We start from the raw sequence: 20232 nt of genomic DNA, 5'->3' as shown, positions 1-20232 counted from the left end.
ATGCGTTGCGGCAATCCGGCACGCGCTTCTGGCCTGCTATCGGGTAAGTCCGCAGCCGTCCGGCTGACGTTCACTCCACCGGCTCGGTATAGCGCGACGTAATCGGATAACGCCAGTCGCGGCCGAACGCCCGATGCGTGACGCGAATGCCGATCGGTGCCTGCCGGCGTTTGTACTCGTTGATCTTGATGAGGCGCGTGACGCGCTTAACGTCGTCGACCGCGTAGCCCGCCGCGATGATCTCGGCAAGCGAGCGGTCCTCTTCCATGTACATGCGCATGATCGCATCGAGCACTTCGTACGGCGGCAAGCTGTCCTGATCGGTCTGGTTCTCGCGCAGTTCCGCCGACGGCGCGCGCGTCAGAATCCGCTCGGGGATCACGTTCTGCCTGCTGAACGTCGTGGCCTGATTGCGGTAGTGGCACAGCTTGTAGACCAGCGTCTTGGCGATGTCCTTGATCACCGCGAAGCCGCCGGCCATGTCGCCGTACAAGGTGCAGTAGCCCACCGCCATCTCGCTCTTGTTGCCGGTGGTCAGCACGATCGAGCCGAACTTGTTCGACAGCGCCATCAGCAAGGTGCCGCGAATGCGCGCCTGAATGTTTTCTTCGGTGGCGTCTTCGGCGCGGCCTGCGAATTCCTCGGCGAGCGAGCCGCGGAACGCGTCGAACATCGGCGCGATCGCGATTTCGTCGTAGCGTACGCCGACCCGGCGCGCCATCTCGGCGGCGTCGGTGGTTGAAATGTCCGCGGTGTAGCGCGACGGCATCATCACCGCGCGCACGCGATCCGCGCCCAGCGCGTCGCACGCGACGGCCAGCACCAGCGCCGAATCCACGCCGCCCGACAAACCGATCAGCGCGCCCGGGAAACCGTTCTTGTTGATGTAGTCGCGCACGCCCATCACGAGCGCGGCGTACACCTGCGCCTCGAGCGAGAGCTCCGGCGCGATCGCCGCGGGCACCGGCTTGCCGTTGTCGAACTCGACAATCGCGTTGCCTTCCTCGAACTGCGCCATCTTCGCGACCAGCTCGCCCTGTTCATCGAGCACGAACGAGCCGCCGTCGAACACCAGTTCGTCCTGCGCGCCGACCATGTTCACGTAGACCATGGGCAAGCCGGTCTCGCGAATCCGCGCCCGCAGAATGTCGAAGCGCACCGCTTCCTTGTTCAGGTGATACGGCGAACCGTTCGGAATCAGCAGCACTTGCGCGCCTGCCGCCTTCGCCATTTGCGCGGCCGACGCATGCCATGCGTCCTCGCAAATCACCACGCCATACTTCACGCCGTCCAGTTCGAACACGAACGGCTTCGGGTCGGAAGCGAAGTAGCGCTTCTCATCGAACACCTCCGTATTCGGCAAATCCTGCTTGCGATAGGTGCCGGCCACTTCCCCGTCCACGATCAGCGAGGCGGCGTTGAAGGTGTCGACCGGCGGGACACCGCGCTCGATCGGCGCGTTTGCATTACCATGGCCGTGCGCCGCGACGTGCGTCGCCGCGTGTGCCACCGCATGTGTCACGTCACGCAGCGGATGGCCGACGACCACATGCAAGCCGGCGAAGGGCTTCAGCTGCGCGGCCAGATCGGCAAGCGCCGCCGCGCTCGCGGCGTAGAACGCGGGACGCAGCAGCAGATCTTCGGGTGGATAGCCGGAGAGCGCGAGTTCGGGCGCGATCAGCAGCTTCGCACCATCGTTGTGCGCGGCCCGCGCGGCAGCGACAATCTTCGCGACATTGCCGGCGAAGTCGCCGACGGTGACATTGATTTGAGCAAGAGCGATTCGGGTCTTCATGGCAGGATCGACAGGCAAGCCAGACGGCTTACGAGTACCGCGGCTGGTTAGCTCGACGGCAACGGACAAATCGGATAAACGAACGACGCTTCGCATCACGCCTGGCGTCGCTCATTGGGAACAGTCACACAGATTGAACCAGGAACGCTTTGATTATCGCACGGGCATTCTGGCGTCGCCCTCCGAGGTCGACGCCGCGGAATGGAACGCCCTCCTCGCCCGGCAAGCGCAACCCACGCCGTTTCTGCGGCACGAGTTCTTGAGCGCGCTGCACGCGACCCAATGCGCGGTCGCCGATACCGGCTGGGCGCCGCAATTCGTCACGCTCGCCGACCCACGCACCGGCAAGCTCGTGGCGGCCGCGCCCGTGTATCTGAAGGGGCACTCGTACGGCGAGTACGTCTTCGATTGGGCCTGGGCCGATGCGTACAAACGCAACGGTCTGCCGTACTACCCGAAGCTGCTGTGCGCGGTGCCGTTCACACCGGTGCAGGGCAACCGGCTGTTATCGGCGGATACGCATGCGCTCCGGCATCTGGCCGCGACGTTGATGGCGTTTGCCGAGCAAGCCGACGTATCGTCGCTGCATGTGCTGTTTCCGACCGAAACGGAAGGCGCTGCGCTGACCGACATGGGCATGATGCAGCGCGAAGGCGTGCAATTCCACTGGTTGAACGACGGCTATCGCGACTTCGACGATTTCCTCTCCACGCTCGAACAGAAGAAGCGCAAGAACATCCGCGCGGAGCGTCGCAAGGTTCAGGAAGCCGGCGTGACGATGCGCCGGATTCGCGGCGAGGATATCCGGGACGCCGACTGGCGATTCTTCAGCAAGTGCTATCGGCAAACCTACCGCGAGCACTTTTCGAGTCCGTATCTGAACCTCGATTTCTTCCGCACGATCGGCGCCTCGATGCCGGAAAATCTGCTGCTGGTGATCGCCGAATACGAAGGCAAGCCGATCGCCAGCTCGCTCGTGGTCTACCAGCGCGACGGGAAAACCGGCGGCACGCTCTATGGCCGCTACTGGGGTGCGTTGGAACACGTGCCCTGCCTGCACTTCGAAACGGCTTACTATCAGCCGCTCGAATTCTGCATCGAAGAAAAGCTCGGTGCGTTCGAAGGCGGCGCCCAGGGCGAGCACAAGATGGCGCGTGGGTTTTTGCCGACCGTGACGCGCTCGGCGCATTGGCTCGCGCATCCGGCCTTCGCCGATGCGGTCGGCCACTTCCTCGACAACGAAAAGAACAGCATCCACGCGTATGTGGACGAGCTGCGCGAACACAATCCGTTCAAAGGCTGAAGCATACCCATGGCGTGGTTTCTGTATCTGCTCGAATGCTCGGACGGCAGCGTCTACACCGGCATTGCCACCGACGTCCAGGCGCGCTTCGACAAGCATGCGAGCGGCATGGGTGCGCGTTACACGCGTTCGCGTAAGCCGGTGCGAGTGCTGGTGTCGTTTGAGTTGGCGGACAGGTCTAGTGCTTCGCGCGCGGAGTATTGGGTCAAGCGGCTATTGCCCGCTGAAAAGCGGGCGCTGGCGGCGGGGCTTCGTACGCTTGAATCGGTGCTGCCTGAGCCCGTACCCGAGCCGGCGGCCGTCGACGAAACTGAAGACGAAGCCAGCAACACCTGACGGCATGACCGCAATGGCGCGGCCTATAAAGCGCGCCGCCTGTTTCAGAACCCCTCAACCTGTTTTCGCCGCCCACAGTTTCGGACAAGTCTTATTGCGTGCGTAAGGCCTCCCTATGCATTCTCGGCAGACGTTGATCTGTCGCGATATATAAGTGGGAGACGCAAAAAATGGAGAACCGGAACGGGCATGACATCACTCGCCTAAGCCCGCACTATTTCCTCGAAGTGCTGGGGGAGCACAGGGTCAAGGATATTTCGATCGTCTCGTTCAGCGCCCTCGAAAAGATGGGGCAGCCGTATCGGATCGATATCGTCGCGACTCATCCGGAGAAATTGACGCGAGACGTTATCCTCGGACATGAGGCAAAGTTCAGGCTCGTGCCTGAAAGCGGCGAGGAGCCACGCGTATTCTGGGGGCGCGTGACACGCTTCTCGCATGTGAAGACGACGAACGATTGCAGCACGTACGAGATCGTTGTCGAACCGCATATCGCCTGCCTGACCCCGCGCACCACGCAAACCTACCAGCATCAGAGCGCGCCCGAGATTATCGAATCGATCTTGCGGCGCAATGGCCTCACGGGCCATCAGTTCACCTTCAAGCTACGTCGCCGATACCCTCAGCATCCGTTCCGGTTCCAATACCAGACGGGCGACTGGCGCTTCATCAACATCCTGATGCAGCAGGAAGGCATCTACAGCTACATCGTGCCGGGCGAGCACGGTGATGTCGTCGTGTTCGGAGACGATATCGACCACTACATCTATCAGCCCACCATGACTGCGCCTTACCGGCCAATGTCGGGGCTGGAGACTGGCGCTGAATCCGTGTCGGCGCTGCGCACGCATAGCGAGCTGGTGCCCGAGTCGTTCGCTGTCGCCGACTACAACCCCGATCAGGCATGGGAGCGTTTCGAGGCAGAGGCCAATGTCGCGCTTAAGGACACGACGACATTCGGCAAGCCCTATATCTACGGTACGCATCATCTCGACGCCGGCGGTGCGCGATGGGAAGCGCAGCTACGTCATGAAGCGGCGATTGCGTGGCAGGTCGTATACGAAGGTGAAAGCAACGTTCACAGCCTGTGCATCGGCAGGATCCTGCGCACGGATTGGCAGTTGCCCGACGCACCGGACGGCCACGTCATGATCGAGGTCACACATGCCGGCGCGCGTGACAAACCCTATCGCAACACCTATCGGGCGATCCCCTCCAACCGGCGCTTTCGCCTGAAGATCGAAGACGACACGTGGCCGAAGATTACCGGCTCACTGAGCGCCCGCGTCACGTCGCCGGGCCAGTACAAGTACGCGTATCTGACGCAGCAGGGGTATTACGTCGTGCGCTTCGACTGCGATTTCGGCGAATGGCCAGCCGGTGGCGAAAGCATGCCGCTACGCCTCGCCAAACCGTTCGCGGGTGGCCGGCAAACAGGCTTTCACTTTCCCGCCGTCGAAGGGACGGAGGCCATCATTGAATTCCGGGACGGCGATCCGAATAAACCTTACATCGCGGCGTTCCATCACAACAGCCAGCAACTCGACCTGATTACCAATCAGGACCGCTGGATGTCGCGCAACGTCATTCGCACGCAGGGCGACAACGAGGTCCAGTTTGAAGACTGGGAAGGTCAGGAACACGCCAAGGTTTCTACCCGGCACTCAGGCAAAAGCCAGCTGACGTTGGGACACATCGTCAACGGCAAGCGTGAACATCGTGGCAGCGGCTTCGAACTGCGCACCGATGCCCAGGGTGCGGTGCGTGCCGGCGGCGGGCTGATGCTTTGCAGCGACCTGCAGCAGCAGGCAGGCGGCCAGCAGACCGATATGGTCGAGGCCATGAACCAGTTCCAGACGCGATCGGCGCAGGCGCAGGAATTAGCCGAACTGGCGAACATGGCGAAGGCCGAGATAGCCGACCTGAGGGCCGAAAACGAATGGCTGAAGAACAGTGTGAACGAACTGAAAGAGGCCGTCATGCTGCTGTCCTCGCCGAAGGGCGTGGCTGTTTCGACACCGCATCGCGTATCGGTTGGCGCAGGTAAGGACGTGAACATCGCGACCGGTGCGGGCTTCAACGTCAGCGCTTTGAAGAACGTCGTCATGGCGGCAGGCGATGCATTGTCCATGTTCGCACACAACCTCGGCATCAAGCTGTTTGCCGCGCGTGGCAAGGTCCAGATACAGGCGCAAAGCAACGAACTCACGATGTCGGCGCTTAGGGATATGACCATCACCAGCACGGAAGGCAAGCTCATCCTGTCCGCGCACAAGGAACTCTGGATCGGCGCAGGTGGCTCCTATATCCGTCTCACCGATCGCAACATCGAGATCGCGACACCGGGCGGCCTCTTCGAAAAGGCCTTGACCTGGCGGAAAGACCGCCCGACCTCTGCGATGACCAAGACATCGCTGCCCTATTCGAACGATCTGCCCGATACGGGCGGCCACGGTTCCAGGTTCTCCGGCTGAAGACGCCAGGCACCCGGTGTCCCTGTTCGCTTTCCACCTGATTCACTTGATTCACTTGACCAGGCGTTGAAACATGCCCGCGCAAACTCATCCTGCACCTGCAACCTCCCCCTCCCCCGAGCCGCCGCCAGGCGTCCCGACCCAACTCACGTGTGCCTTTCCGTTTCGGGACGCCGACAACAAGGAGATCGTCGACCCGCAAAAGTTCTATGACGCCCTGTCGCTCACGAACGACGGTTTCTTTCCGCTGGGCGTAAATGGCTTCCCGCACGGCGGCATTCATTTCGGCAATGGCTCCGCGGCGCGACTCGATCAAACGCGCGGCGTACGTTGCATCGCAGATGGGGAAATCGTCGCCCACAAGATCGATGACGCTCATCCCCACCTGCAATTCACCGATGGGAAATGGGCCGCTTATTCGACCGGGTTTGTCCTCGTGCGTCACCGGCTGACGATGCCTCCCGCGCCCAACAACACAAGCCAGCAGCCCGCCGACGAGTCGCATGACATTTACAGCCTCTACATGCATATGGCGGACTGGACCACGTATCTCGCCGCCCCCAAGGTGCCGCGCCCTTACTGGTGGGATGTTGACGCGTATAGCGTTCTCGGCAAGGACCGACAGCACCCCGCGGCTGACGGTGACGCTGGCGGCGCGGCCGGGGCATTCGTCTGGACGGAGCCGAAAGCGGGAAAGAAAAAAGGCCAATACAGCGCGGGTCAGCAGGTCGGATTTCTGCCCGAAGGTTGCGAGGTCATCATCGGCGAGAAGCGGGGCCCATGGGGGCACATCCAAACGATTGCCGCCGGCGGAATGACGAGCCCGACGAGCGGCGGTGAATTCGGCCTCGACGACAGCAGCTTACCGTGGGAGGCATCGGACGCCCGCACGGCGGGCGGTGCGGCGGTAACACCCAAAGGCGATTGGGGCTGGCTCTTCCTGCCCGGACTGCAATCCGTCAAAGAGCCTAAACAGGTTGGCCACGTTGTCGTCCCTCCCGCTCCTATTCCAGTGAAAGCGGGAACGCTATTGGGTCAGATCGGCGAGTATCAGGACTACGAGCGGGCTACGCCTTTGCCCCCTGCTTCGCGGCGCAAACTGCTTCATCTGGAAGTATTCGCGGATGACGGCTTCAGCGCGTTCCTGACGAAGAGTCGCACACGCGCCGCGCAATTGCCCGCGGACCAGAAGACACTCCTTGTCATTGATGCCGGCGCAAAGCTGGTTCAAAACGTCGCCGCTGCTGATCGAAAACTCGGTCGGGACCATCCGGTCTATTCGACCAAGCCTACCGACGACAGCCCTTCAAGCGGCCCTTGGGTAAAGGTGCAGCCTAGATATTCGCAAACCTCCAGCGGCCTGCTGGTTGCGGATGGTCCGCCCGTGTGGATTGAGCGTGACAAGGCGGCGGCACCCGTGAACGGCATGCCGGCATGGAGTGAGTTTCCACTTCGGCTGCAGGACGTCGCCGACCCGGCGAGCGGATTCCCACTGATTCACTCGCGCGCGCAACTCGACGCCCTGGATGCAAAAAAACAGGCGATCGACGAACACAACGTGCGCTGGTGGCGTGTGCCGTTTCGCACGGCTGACGGCAAAAGTGCGAGCGGCTGGGTGTGCAGCGCACGGCATCCGGGAACACGGTGGGAAAACCCGTGGGCGTGGCCTGGTTTCGAAATCGTCGATGCAACCGGGATCAATCTGACGGACGCCTTCAAACGCAATCTGCTCGTCACCGATACGGCAGACTGGCAGGAGAAGAAGGCGTTCGAGCCGTCCGCCGTGGCCGTGAACAATAGTCCGCTGCTCTTAAAGCTCGAACAGACGGTTGCCGGAGAGAAATCCGGTGGGAACAGCGGCAAGGTGACAGCGAAAGCGATGCAAGCGGCGATGCGCGTGCCATCGCTCGCCCAGGCAATGTCGCATGTGATTCTGCGCTATGAAAGCGAATGGGGCGGGGATATGTCTCGCTGGAACGCAATTACGCCGCTGATGCGTAATGCGAAGGGTAATTGGTTGAAGGAGCTGGAGCGGATTAAGAAGCTGCAGTGGTGGGACGAGGTGAAGGGTAAAGTCGCGGGGTTTCCGGGTGGTGCGACTGTTTTGCATATTCATCCGGTTGCGTTGGTTGCGAATTTTGCAACACGCCGACGCATAGACATCGCGAAGTTTTTAACCCTGTACAAAGACGCGCATTCGGCGAACTTCGGTTGGTATGAAAGTGCCTCAAGCCCGAAGCACAATCTGCCTCCGCTCTCTGGAAAGTCTGAGGAAAATCTAAAGACACTATTGGAGTGGATTGAATTCCTATACGCATCAAAAAGTGAAATTTTCAACATTCGGTACGTTGCGTATATGTTAGCAACTTCCCGCATTGAGTCATATGACTTCCATACGCAAACCTTCTTTGGCCCATTTTCCGAGCTAATTTCCTACGACAAGGCTGAACGCGATTACGGCTCAGGCCCCACGGCCCTTAACCCCACTCGCGCCATAGCACACCACAACAACACTCAAGGCGACGGATATAAATACCGCGGCCGCGGCTTGGTGCAAATTACGTGGAAAGCAAACTATGAAAACTTCACACCAATTGTCGGCGTTAATCTGGCTGATCAGCCAGATGAGGCCCTTAGCTGGAAAAACGCGGCCGTGATAATGGTAGAAGGCATGATTCGCGGAATTTTCACAGGCAAAAAACTCTCCGACTATATAAATGAATTTCACGCAGACTATGTCGGTGCGCGCCGCATAATAAATGGCACCGAAAGAAATATAGTATTTGCAGAGTACGCGAAAAAATTTGAAACCTTGCTGATGGAATGCATATGAAAAAAACAATATTTCTAGCCATCTCCGCGTGCTGCGCTTTCCATGCCACCGCAGCCACGATTTGCCACCAAGTCGATGCATCGTGCGCACTATACTTTGACGAGACTGGCTCACTGATAGATCGCGGCATGGGAAAAAATATCGCAACTGGTCTTAGCAAAATTGGTATTTTTTCCGATGTCTCCATTTACAAATATGGCACTCAGTACGCCCTCGTACAGGAAAATCATTCAAATGATCGGCTTGTTACGGCAATTCCAATTACGAAAAAGAAAAATAAATGGATTTCCTTCTCCGTGTACTACTTTTCCATTTCGCTTATGCAATCTACCGCAAAAACTGGCCCCCTCTGGGTGGGAAGAAAAATTACCGGACCAACCTTAGAGATCGACGAGCACACCCTTGATAATGCGGGAAATCTAGCTTCAGAACAAAAATTCTACTCCCTTATACCGTCCGGTTGGCCCAGCGCAAAGCTGTATGTGGCAACCGATGCGCGAAACCCTAAAGGAGAACAATGCTTTGTCCCGTTTGATTCGCAAGACAGCACAATACCGATTGACGTAGTGGCATGCCGTCCTTTGAGGCTCCCAGTGGAAGACGGAGATTATGATTTATCTGGAGTCCTCGACAAGAATCTTTTTATAGCCATCTCCATAACGAAACATGGAGACACCGTTACCGGCCAATATCGATACCTCCGTCATCCAGATAAATTTATAAAAATTGAAGGGACATTGGCGAAAAATGGCTCACTTTCACTGACAGAATTCGGCGGAAAGGGAGGGGCTGTGTCTGGCTATTTTCACGGATTGATTCAGGCTGGAAAAATTTCCGGAGAATGGGAAACGCCAGACAAATCAAAATGTCTTCCTTTTTCAATTTACCAACAAGGGTTTTCAGAATAGCCAGCGCATCAACACAAACCGACAGCTCTATATCATTTTCAAAGAAACTATATGCATAATCCTTGGGCCCTGAGCCTGCAGATTCTCCTGGCGTCCGTGCTCTCAGTGACAACAGCTCGCGTCCTTGCGGGGGCGTTGCCAACGGAGTTAATTGGGACGTGGCAAGTGCAGGAGGTTCACGTGAACACAGCGTCCGGAGGAAATCTCCAATATCGATGGGATGATCCTAGACTGAAGTGGCGCACATTCAAATTTGAAAATGACACCATAACGAACGACGCCGAAGAATTTAAAGATGAATGCAAGAATGTCTCATTTAAATCTATTCACACCACCTTTCAAGATGCGATGCTCCGCAGCATTGGCGGCTATGATTACCCGCCGCGCGCATACGCCGACCCGATTAGTGATTACAGATTAAATTCAGATTCAGAAAATCCAGTTAGATTATTTAGTGCGATCTGCGGAAATAACCTATGGCAAGCAGATCTGGGCATCTCCTATCCTAAGCTGGGAAATTCTGCGATACGAGGAGCCTGGATAATTCTGGCTTCCGAGGATAAATTATATCTACGATGGCGCAACGAATCAATTTTGACACTCGAAAAATTAAAAGATGGCACATTTATAAATGCCTCGTTCGATTGCTCAAAATCAACCAACGAAACAGAACGAACTATATGCAACTCCAATGAACTAATCAGTTTTGATAGGAGCGTAAACGAAGCATATGTCCGACTGCTCCAACAATCGAAAGACACTGACGAAAACGAAAAACACATTGTAGATAGTCAGAGGCTTTGGATAAAAAAACGAAATACTTGCCACTCATATGAAAAATGCATCCTCAGCCTCATGAAGGCTCGTCTTGAATTTCTTGTTGAACAGAACCGGACATAGTCGCACAAAACATTCCACTCAATCTCATGATCAAAATGCCGAAGTCAATATTCACCACAATAATTTTAACAATCCTTCCAGCATTCGCCCTTTCCAAGACGCTCAGCACGAACTATCAGCATGCCGAACACACGATAGAACTGAGCGCCAAAGAAGGGAATCAACAAGATATAGTTGAATTTTATGAATCCGGAAAATTAATTGGCAAATACAGCAATCTCATCATCAATGAAACATCACTTTCTTCGACCTTGGTGCGTCTCGCGGGCGGAGGACTTGCTCTGGAAATAGATTCAAATGGATCTAGAAATAAGTTTCACATCATTGTCCCGATAAAGGTAGTTGCCAATAAATTGTACGTCAATTGCATTTATAAGACCGCCTATGACTCTGTCGATGAAGTCAGGTCGGTCGGAACATCGTGCAAGAAAACAGACTTGGGGAAATTTGACGTGTCCGGAGCAATTAATGACGACGGCATGATTTCCTATAGCAACAAGCCCACATGGCTTAAGACAATTTCTCTACCCGCTTGCGTCAATCCAGTTGGATTGGATTACGGCACCTATCACGCTGCCAGATGCAGTGACAAAGGCATATCAGACTCAATGAATCAAATAATTACGATATTTGATAAAAATGGAAACGTTGTTTTTTCCATTTCTGGATATGAATTTATTCCACAGGCAAATGGGCTGAACTTTGCACTTATTGCTGATCTTCAAACCGAATCGATATTTTTTGGCGGAAACCTCCTCTGCCTATCCGGAAACGATTCGGCAGCTCATATACGGGATGGAACGGCAAAGATCGCGAGTCAATTCACCGTCGGCTACACAGTTGGCGCAATCAACGGATGTTTGAAAGGTCATTATGCTTATGCTGGGAAAAGTGAAAGTATTTCCCTGAACGGATATAAAGACGACGACCTAATTTATTTGCTGGAGATCGGCGAACGGAACGTGTCGACGGGGTTCTTCATACTTAATCACCTCGATCATACTGCCCGTGGCGTGTGGATCGGATCTCCTCCCAAAGAAGCACTAACGGTAAATTAGGCTTGACGAAGCCCATGAACACCGAGCGCCCACCAATACAGCATAGTAGCAGTTCGAGATTGTTTCCCAATCTCGTACCACCGTACGTTCTGCTTTCCTTTGGTGGAGGAGTGGAATCTCACGCCAGCACGACGGAACCCGAACACGCCCCCAGTTATTCCTGCCGGCAAAATACTCTGGAAAGAACTTCAATTAAAACAGATCACCTAACAAAATAGATATAAAAATTAAATTTATCATAAACCCCAAAAAGCCAACCAACCCAAGCAATCAATTCCGATGATTTTAAAAAATATCATCCCTCTGCTCTTAATATCAATTTTATCAAGCACAGCAATCGCCGATCCGATCTGCGACAGCATCATAACCCGCGAACTTGAGCAATGCGTGAGAGTTAATTTTGAATCCTCAGATAGAAATCTAAATTCAGCGTACAAGATTCTTGCGCAAAAACTTTCGCCCCAGCAAAGAAAAATACTCCTCACTTCTCAGCGCGAATGGGTAATTTACAAGGAAAAAATATGCCAAGCCGTCTATGACTTCATCACTCCCGGTCAAGAGGCGGGAATAGAGAAATGGAGCTGTCTTGACGAGATTACGAAGACTCGCTCAAGAGAGTTGCGGTACATAGATTCAGCCTCTGGCATGAATGAATTCTTTCGCGCCGCTGATATTGTGTCAAAACTCTATGAGGGAGGCGACAGAAGTCGGTTTATTGACAAGCTGACGAATATGGCTCTAGAAAACAGTGATTCCCACTGGAATTACTACATAACCGAAAACTGCAAATTGTTAGCCGCTCGATTTCACGAAGAAAAAAGAGAATGTATAGCAAGGCAAGTTTTTTATGAATACTGAATTTACATCTCGGGGCGTCAATCAAACGACGGAGGTCTATTTTTTATCTTAAAAATCCATAATTCTCCAATACTCGCCGAACCGGCGGCGCAAATACCATTTTCCTGACAATGACGATTACAGTGCGTGTCGGTGGCGAGCGCGCCACTTATAGCGCGCTTCATTTATTAACAGCAACCGTTTTGTCATCTCAGTTCCCAATCTGACAAAACCCGTTTTCAAGGAATAAACGAATGACCCAACGTTTTGATATCTGCGAAGGCGATACCACCACAGCCGGAGGAACGGTCTACGCGACCTCGCAAGCCAACCAGCTTCACGGACGCGCGGTCGTCTACGAGGGCGATCCCATTTGGTGCCCGACATGCAAAACAGAGGGCTCGGTTTTGTGCGTAGGCGAGCGTTTGCCAAACCAGGGCGTCGACGGTCGTCAACAAGCGTTGGGCTACGACTGGTGCATGTGCAAATGCGATCCCAAACCGTTCCTCATCGCCTCACAGAATCAATCGGGAATGTGCGCCTGAGAGTCAGACAAGCACGCACTCAGGCAGACTGCGGGAAATCAAAGAGGCGCGACTTGTCCGGCGTCTTTCCGTTGCGGCGATAGCGGCAAGGAACGCGTGCCCCAATTGCGCTTGCCGCTTCCGCTACCCCCTCGCCTCACGCATCCGCTCAGTCAGCAGCCGGTGCATCAGCGCGATTTCCCCCACCGCATCCGCCTCTAACGACGTCAACTGCTCTCGCGCAGGCAGATCGCGCCGCATCGGCCGCAAGCTTCGATTCAAGGCCGCCTCGATGTCGGCACTTGTCGCGACAATCCATGCGCCGAGTTCGTCGTGCATGCGGCGCCGGTTCGTACTCAAGCGCAGTTGAGTCGCGGTTCCTGCCATCTTTCGCAACACGCTCAGCACCGTCAGCGTCACCGTGTCCACCATCGAGTCCTCGAGCTTTTCGAGTCGAATGCGGCCGATTGCCTCCTCGGCGTTGTTGCTGCCCAATCCGGCGGCTCGGCGCAAGCGCTCCATGTCCTTCTCGCTCCGATCCGACGACTCCAGTGCCGCTCTCAGATATCCGAGATTGGCCCGCACCGCCTCGCTCAAATAGCCGCGATAGTCGACTTTCTCGCGCGTCGGCCACAGATAGAACGTTGCCAGCAGCGCCAATACGCAGCCGAGCACATTGTTGCCAAGCCGCGTCAGCGCGTAGGCGAATTCGTTCGCGCCGGGCGACGCAAAGTCGGCCACGAGTACGAAGGTCGGTGTCAGGAACAGAACGAACAGGCTGTAGCTAACGGGGCGCAGCGCCATCGTGGCCACCACCAGCGGAAAGACCGCCAATGAAATGCCGAGGGGCGAATGAATCGCATAGCCGATGCCGGCCGCCAGCACACCCCCAACGATGCTCCCGGCAGCGCGCTCGATACTCCGTGGCCAGGTCGCGGCAATGGAAGGTTGCAGGATCAGCAGCGTCGCCATGGTGGCCCAGTAGCCGAAGGGAAGCCCGAGCGCCCGTATGACCAGAAAGCCCGCCGTGGTCGTGACGCCCACGCGTGCGGCGTGGCGCAAGCCGACCGACTGAAATGAGAGGTTTGCCTTGAGGGTCGACCAGATTCGCGTCAGCAATCTCGCAGCACTGTCCGACCAGCCGAGCGGCGGCGCAAAAGCCGGCGCGAAATCGACCAGTTCGAAGTCAAACTTCAGCGCCACGGGTTCCATCAACGCGGATTCGAGCCGCGTTGCGAGGCGGCGCAAACGGCGTTGCAGATCGGCGAGACGATTCCACTGTGCTTCATTGGCGGCCGTGCCGATTCTTCGCAGAACTTCGCCGATCCCGGTCAGCAGACGAGCCGCGCGTCTGGCGCGACGTGCGTCTTCCGGGTTTTTTTCGCAAGCGCCGGTGACCGCGATCAGATACGCAAAAAGCGCTTCACTTTCTGTCAGCAGGGCAAGGAGATTGTCGTAGGTTTCCCGGCCGGCCGTTCTCGAGTCCGGCACGTTCGCCAGCGCCTTGCGCGAGCGCTCCAGCGTTGCCCGCGCATCGGCGCGAAACTTCGCCGCATGCGCGGCCCACTGTCCTGGGGCCGCGCGCTCTTCGAGCAGGCGCGCGCTGTCGAATGCGATGTCGGCCAGACGCACATACACCGCGCGCAGCGAAGCGCGGCTCGTGCCGAACGGATGAATACGCCAGACCGTCAAGCTCAGCACGACGGCGAACAGGCATCCGGCGAGGTAGATGCCGAGAAACGCGACGCCTTCACGAAGGTCGCGCATCGGCCGGTCGACCATCACGACGCAGGCGGTCGCGGCGAGAATCGTCACCTGCGAAGTCGCGGCGCCCCAGATTCTGCCGAAGCCGCCGAGCGTCGTGAATAGCAGAATGGCGAGCGCCGCGAGCACTGTCCCTTCGCCTGAAGCGAAAGCGGTCACGCCGCCGCACACGGTCGAGAGCAGCGCAAAGCCCATCATCGAGGCGAAGCGTGCGCGATTCGAGCCGGCAGCGTCCGCGAGACAGGTCCAGAAGGCGCCAATCGCGGCCCATGCGAAGGCCGGCTCGTGCAACAGGTTGCCAAGCACCAGCATGGCGGTCGACGCACAGGCCGCTCTCAGCCCTTCCGACAGATTGGCCTCGCTCGTCGAAAACGACACCATCCATACCGGCCGTCCGCGGTAGATCGCGGTGACGAGCGCGTACAGACCTGCGTAAAGGCGGCTCGACCAGCGTGGCGACGAAGGGTTGGACTTGCGATTCAACATCCGGACGGTGGGCTCCAAAAAACGCGCGTTGGCGCTGCGTCAGCGCATTAATACGCCGCCAACAGGAAACCTGCTACGGCCGCCGAATGATAAGGGTTAACACCGAGATATAAAAATGCCTTCGGTTCATCCAGTCGATGCGTTGTGGCTATGTGCGGGAACGGACGGGCGTTCTGGTGACTAGGTAAGCCAATGGACGGATGGGCGGCAAATACGCATTGAACGCGAAGGGGAATCTCCGAAAACGCCGCCCCTAAAAAAAACCGCGTGGCCCTTGCAGGTCCACGCGGTTTTTTATCGACTACCGGTGTAACGCAGCTTACTTCTTGTAGTTCGCCACGCCTTCGGTGATTTCCTTGTGCGCGGCTTCGATGCCGGCCCAGCCTTCGACCTTCACCCACTTGCCCTTTTCCAGCGCCTTGTATTGCTCGAAGAAGTGCTTGATCTGGTCTTTCAGGTACGCCGGGACGTCGTCGATCGACTTGAGATCGGCGGTCATCGGGCAGACCTTGTCGTGCGGAACGGCGACCAGCTTGGCGTCGACGCCCGATTCGTCGGTCATTTGCAGCATGCCGAGTGCGCGTGCGCGAACCACCGAGCCGGCCAGCAGCGGGAACGGCGTGATCACCAGCACGTCGACCGGATCGCCGTCGCCCGACAGCGTTTGCGGAATGTAGCCGTAATTCGCCGGATAGCGCATGCCCGTGCTGATGAAACGGTCGACGTGGAGCAGGCCCGTTTCCTTGTCGGCTTCGTACTTCACCGGATCGCTTTGCGCCGGGATTTCGATGATGACGTTGAAATCTTGCGGAAGGTCTTTGCCTGCGGGGACGTGATTGAAGCTCATGAGCGCTCTCTGATCAGATGGAATTTGGAACACGGCGTGCGGCGCGCGAACTCGGGCGGCGTGAATCGTGAAACCCGCCAGCACGAGGCGCTACAGCCGGACAGTGCGGAATACGCCATTATAGCCAATCGGCCGATGGCGCCTCTGGTTGGATCGGCGCGATAATCGTCTGGCGTCTCTCGATTGTGCCTCTCGTTTGTGAACACTGCGCATCTGAACCTCGGCTTGAACCTCGGCCTGCGTCACGGCTTGAACCTCGGTTGCGTGACACCTCAAGGAGCATGCATGGAAGAAGCCCGGCATTTCATCGGCGGCGAATGGTCCGCTGCCTCAGGCGGCGAGACGATCGCCGTGCTCGATCCGTCCGACGGCCAGCCGTTCACCCGGCTGGCTCGCGGCACCGCGGCGGATATCGACGCCGCTGTCCACGCCGCCCGCCGCGCCTTTGAAGGAGCATGGGGCGAGGCAAGCGCCGCCGAACGCGGCCGCGTGCTGTACCGGCTGTCTATGCTGGTCGCCGCCCGTCAGGAAGAACTCGCTCAACTCGAAGCCCGCGACACCGGCAAGCCGCTCAAACAGGCGCGCGCCGATTCCGCCGCACTGGCGCGCTACTTCGAGTTTTACGCCGGTGCGGCAGACAAACTGCACGGCGAAACGCTCCCATACCAGGCCGGCTACACGGTGCTGACAATCCGCGAGCCGCACGGCGTGACCGGCCACATCGTGCCGTGGAACTACCCGATGCAGATCTTCGGCCGCAGCGTCGGCGCGGCGCTCGCCACCGGCAATGCGTGCGTCGTCAAACCGGCGGAAGACGCGTGCCTGTCGGTATTGCGCGTCGCCGAACTGGCGGCGGAGGCGGGTTTGCCGGCGGGCGCGCTGAATATCGTCACCGGCTTTGGGCATGAAGCGGGCGCAGCCCTCGCGCGTCATCCCGGCATCGATCACATCTCCTTCACCGGCTCGCCCGAAACCGGCAAGCTCGTGACGCAAATGGCCGCCGAGAACCACGTGCCGGTCACGCTCGAACTGGGCGGCAAATCGCCGCAAATCGTTTTCGCCGACGCGGATCTCGACGCGGCCTTACCCGTGCTGGTGTCGGCGATCGTGCAGAACGCCGGGCAAACCTGTTCGGCGGGCAGCCGCGTGCTGATCGATCGGGCGATTTACGAGCCGTTGCTCGACCGGCTAAGCGGTGCGTTCCACGCGCTGCGGGTCGGACCGTCGCACGCCGATCTCGATTGCGGTCCGCTGATCAATGCGAAGCAGCAACAGCGCGTGTGGGACTTTCTCTCCGACGCGCAACACGACGGCATCCCCATGGCGGCGCACGGCGAGGTCATCCCCGAAGCGCCGGAAAGTGGTTTTTATCAGGCGCCCACCCTGCTGCGCGACGTGCCGGCGAGCCACCGTCTCGCGCGCGACGAAGTATTCGGCCCCGTCCTCGCGGCGATGTCGTTCACCGACGAAGACGAAGCGCTCTCGCTCGCGAACGGCACGCAATACGGTCTGGTCGCGGGTATCTGGACGCGCGACGGTGGCCGGCAGATGCGCCTCGCGCGGCGCCTGCGCTCCGGTCAGGTGTTCATCAACAACTATGGCGCGGGCGGCGGCGTCGAATTGCCGTTCGGCGGCGTGAAGCATTCAGGCCATGGGCGTGAAAAGGGTTTCGAAGCGCTGTATGGCTTCACGGTGTTGAAAACCATCGCGATCCGTCACGGCTAGGCAGGGTTGGTCAGGCACTCGCGGTAGACGGCAGCAGGCGGCAGCCTGCGGAAACACCCAGACACACAGATACACAGATACAAGCGCATCACCATCCACAACAAACAACGGAGACATCATGCGGTTGACAGGTAAAACGGCCATCGTCACGGGTGGCGGCTCGGGTTTCGGCGAAGGTATCGCGAAGACCTACGCGCGCGAAGGCGCGAACGTGGTGATCAACGATCTGAACGGTGCCGCGGCCGAACGTGTGGCGAGCGAGATCGCCCTCGCCGGCGGCAAGGCGATCGCGGTGGCCGGCAACGTCGCGCAACGCGAGGACTGGAAAACACTGCGCGAGGCCGCGCTCGAAGACTTCGGCAGCGTGCAGATCGTCGTCAACAACGCCGGCACCACGCATCGCAACAAGCCGGTGCTCGACGTGACCGAAGCCGAGTTCGACCGTGTCTATGCGGTGAACGTCAAAAGCCTCTACTGGAGCGTGCAGGAATTCGTGCCGTATTTCCGCCAGCAAGGCGGCGGCGTTTTCATCAATATCGCCTCGACGGCCGGCGTGCGGCCGCGGCCGGGCCTCGTCTGGTACAACGGCAGCAAGGGCGCGGTGATCATCGCCAGCAAGTCGCTCGCCGTCGAACTGGGCCCGGACCGCATTCGGGTGAACTGTGTGAATCCCGTGATCGGCGAGACGGCGCTACTGCCGGAATTCATGGGTGTCGAAGATACGCCGGAAAATCGCCAGCGCTTTCTCGCCGGCATTCCGCTCGGGCGCTTCTCGACGCCGCAGGATATCGCCAACGCGGCGCTCTATCTCGCCTCGGACGAGGCCGAGTTCATCACCGGCGTGTGCCTCGAAGTGGACGGCGGGCGCTGCGTGTAAACGCCATGCAAGCCAAACCGTCCAGCACGGCTAGAATCGCGATCGACAGCGGCACTTCATTTCCACAAGAAAAGAGGAGACACCATGGCTAGTCCTGCAAATCCGCTCCACCATCCCGGCGCGGGGGCGCCACCTTCCAGTTTTGAAGAGGCGACCTACCGCAAGGTCACCTGGCGGCTCGCGCCGTTCCTGATGCTCTGCTACGTGGTCGCGTATCTCGACCGCGTCAACGTCGGTTTCGCCAAGCTGCAGATGACCACCGATCTGGGCCTGAGCGACGCGGTCTACGGTTTCGGCGCGGGGATTTTCTTCCTCGGCTATTTCATCTTCGAGATTCCAAGCAACGTGATCCTGCACAAGGTGGGCGCACGCGTGTGGATCGCACGGATCATGGTGTCGTGGGGCGTGATCTCGATGCTGACCATGTTCGTCACCACGACGGCCATGTTCTACGCGATGCGTTTCCTGCTCGGTCTCGCCGAAGCGGGCTTCTTCCCCGGCATCATCCTGTACCTCACATACTGGTATCCGGCGCATCGCCGTGGCCGCATGACCACCTTGTTCATGACGGCAATCGCGTTGTCCGGCGTGATCGGCGGCCCGGTGTCGGGCTATATCCTGAAGAGCTTCAACGGCATGAACGGCTGGCATGGCTGGCAGTGGCTGTTTCTACTCGAAGGGATTCCGTCGGTGATCGTCGGGATCCTGGTGTTCGTGATGCTCGACGACCGCGTCTCGAAGGCGAAGTGGCTCACCGCGGAAGAGAAGGAACTGCTCGAGCGTCAGGTGTCGGCAGAAGAAGCCACCAAGCACGACATGCCGATTCGTCAGGTGCTCACGAGCGGCCGCGTGCTGATGCTGAGTCTCACGTATTTCTCGTTCGTGATGGGCCTGTATGGCGTGAGCTTCTGGCTGCCGACCATCATCAAGGCGACCGGTGTAACGGACGCGTTCATGATCGGCCTGCTGTCCGCGATTCCGTTTGCCGCGGCGGTGGTCGCGATGGTGTTCGTGTCGCGCAGCGCGGACCGCAAACGCGAGCGGCGCTGGCACATCGCGTTGCCGGCCTTCGCCGGGGCGATCGGCCTCGTGCTCTCCGTGGTATGGGCGCACAACACGGTGCTGGCGATGGCCTCGCTCACGCTCGCGACCATGGGCATCCTGACCACCCTGCCGCTGTTCTGGAGTTTGCCGACGGCGATCCTCGCCGGCACGGGCGCGGCCGCCGGCATCGCGATGATCAATTCGATCGGCAATCTCGCTGGCTTTCTCAGCCCCTATGCGGTCGGCTGGCTGAAGCAGGCAACGGCCGCGAACGACTCCGGCATGTATATGCTGGCGGCGTTCATGATCCTCGGCGGTCTGCTGGCGATCAGTGTGCCGGCGAAGATGGTCAATAAGTAGCGCGGCTCGCCGCGTGACGTGAGGCAGGAGGCAGGAGGCACCGTAAAACGCCGCTCGTCACGAGTCGTCAGTCGCGGGGCGCGGAGCGCGAGCCCCGGCTCACGTTTCACGCAATGCGCACCACGCATCACGTCGCCAACGAAAAAGCCCCCGGCATCCAT

Annotated in this window: 15 protein-coding genes; 12 read left to right on the top strand and 3 right to left on the bottom strand. The window is 58.3% G+C overall.

All coding sequences use genetic code 11. From position 1 onward, the window contains the following. Nucleotides 1-70 precede the first annotated feature (70 nt). The gene (locus tag DSC91_RS29980) at nucleotides 71-1795 is read right to left on the bottom strand and encodes an NAD+ synthase (RefSeq protein WP_115782177.1); all 1725 of its coding nucleotides are present in this window, start codon (nucleotides 1793-1795) and stop codon (nucleotides 71-73) included. 133 nt (nucleotides 1796-1928) lie between these two features. Here DSC91_RS29980 and DSC91_RS29975 point away from each other — a divergent pair, with 133 nt between their 5' ends. The 9 genes from DSC91_RS29975 to DSC91_RS29940 all read left to right on the top strand — a co-directional run bounded on the left by DSC91_RS29975 (nucleotide 1929) and on the right by DSC91_RS29940 (nucleotide 12989). After that, entirely contained in the window at nucleotides 1929-3098 is a 1170-nt protein-coding gene (locus DSC91_RS29975; protein ID WP_115782176.1) for a GNAT family N-acetyltransferase, read from the top strand. Between the two features lie 9 nt (nucleotides 3099-3107). Continuing rightward, nucleotides 3108-3434 carry a GIY-YIG nuclease family protein gene (locus DSC91_RS29970; RefSeq protein ID WP_115782175.1) on the top strand — a complete coding sequence of 109 codons (327 nt, stop codon included), beginning with the start codon at nucleotides 3108-3110 and terminating at the stop codon, nucleotides 3432-3434. A 170-nt stretch (nucleotides 3435-3604) separates the two neighbouring features. After that, nucleotides 3605-5908, top strand: a complete 2304-nt coding sequence (locus DSC91_RS29965) for a type VI secretion system Vgr family protein (RefSeq protein ID WP_115782174.1) — start codon at nucleotides 3605-3607, stop codon at nucleotides 5906-5908. 73 nt (nucleotides 5909-5981) lie between these two features. Then, nucleotides 5982-8741, top strand: a complete 2760-nt coding sequence (locus DSC91_RS29960; protein WP_115782173.1) for a lytic transglycosylase domain-containing protein — start codon at nucleotides 5982-5984, stop codon at nucleotides 8739-8741. Then, the gene (locus tag DSC91_RS37700) at nucleotides 8738-9649 is read left to right on the top strand and encodes a hypothetical protein (RefSeq protein WP_162831482.1); all 912 of its coding nucleotides are present in this window, start codon (nucleotides 8738-8740) and stop codon (nucleotides 9647-9649) included. The genes DSC91_RS29960 and DSC91_RS37700 overlap by 4 nt, the downstream gene beginning before the upstream one ends. Nucleotides 9650-9829: 180 nt before the next feature. Continuing rightward, nucleotides 9830-10549, top strand: coding sequence for a lysozyme inhibitor LprI family protein (locus DSC91_RS29955; RefSeq protein ID WP_162831481.1), 720 nt, complete (start codon nucleotides 9830-9832; stop codon nucleotides 10547-10549). 26 nt (nucleotides 10550-10575) lie between these two features. After that, nucleotides 10576-11607, top strand: coding sequence for a hypothetical protein (locus DSC91_RS29950; protein WP_115782171.1), 1032 nt, complete (start codon nucleotides 10576-10578; stop codon nucleotides 11605-11607). Between the two features lie 279 nt (nucleotides 11608-11886). Next, complete coding sequence (locus DSC91_RS29945) at nucleotides 11887-12465, top strand: lysozyme inhibitor LprI family protein (RefSeq protein WP_115782170.1); 579 nt, start codon at nucleotides 11887-11889, stop codon at nucleotides 12463-12465. 233 nt (nucleotides 12466-12698) lie between these two features. Then, nucleotides 12699-12989 (top strand): PAAR domain-containing protein, encoded by a 291-nt coding sequence (locus tag DSC91_RS29940; RefSeq protein ID WP_115782169.1) that lies wholly within the window; start codon nucleotides 12699-12701, stop codon nucleotides 12987-12989. A 123-nt stretch (nucleotides 12990-13112) separates the two neighbouring features. Here DSC91_RS29940 and DSC91_RS29935 read toward each other — a convergent pair whose 3' ends face one another. Both DSC91_RS29935 and ppa read right to left on the bottom strand, forming a co-directional pair. Beyond that, nucleotides 13113-15218 (bottom strand): FUSC family protein, encoded by a 2106-nt coding sequence (locus DSC91_RS29935; RefSeq protein ID WP_115782168.1) that lies wholly within the window; start codon nucleotides 15216-15218, stop codon nucleotides 13113-13115. A 319-nt stretch (nucleotides 15219-15537) separates the two neighbouring features. After that, the gene (ppa, locus tag DSC91_RS29930) at nucleotides 15538-16065 is read right to left on the bottom strand and encodes an inorganic diphosphatase (protein ID WP_115783554.1); all 528 of its coding nucleotides are present in this window, start codon (nucleotides 16063-16065) and stop codon (nucleotides 15538-15540) included. 285 nt (nucleotides 16066-16350) lie between these two features. Between ppa and DSC91_RS29925 the strand changes: the two genes are divergently transcribed. The 3 genes from DSC91_RS29925 to DSC91_RS29915 all read left to right on the top strand — a co-directional run bounded on the left by DSC91_RS29925 (nucleotide 16351) and on the right by DSC91_RS29915 (nucleotide 20071). Beyond that, nucleotides 16351-17790, top strand: coding sequence for an aldehyde dehydrogenase family protein (locus tag DSC91_RS29925; RefSeq protein ID WP_115782167.1), 1440 nt, complete (start codon nucleotides 16351-16353; stop codon nucleotides 17788-17790). 118 nt (nucleotides 17791-17908) lie between these two features. Further along, on the top strand, nucleotides 17909-18667 hold the full coding sequence (locus DSC91_RS29920; RefSeq protein ID WP_115782166.1) for an SDR family oxidoreductase: 759 nt from the start codon (nucleotides 17909-17911) through the stop codon (nucleotides 18665-18667). An 84-nt stretch (nucleotides 18668-18751) separates the two neighbouring features. Then, nucleotides 18752-20071: an MFS transporter gene (locus tag DSC91_RS29915; RefSeq protein WP_115782165.1), complete on the top strand. Its 1320-nt coding sequence runs from the start codon at nucleotides 18752-18754 to the stop codon at nucleotides 20069-20071. The last annotated feature ends 161 nt before the right edge of the window (nucleotides 20072-20232 follow it).

The organism is Paraburkholderia caffeinilytica (genome assembly GCF_003368325.1).
Taxonomy (GTDB): Bacteria; Pseudomonadota; Gammaproteobacteria; order Burkholderiales; family Burkholderiaceae; genus Paraburkholderia; species Paraburkholderia caffeinilytica.
This window is presented reverse-complemented; position numbering and strand designations above follow the sequence as displayed.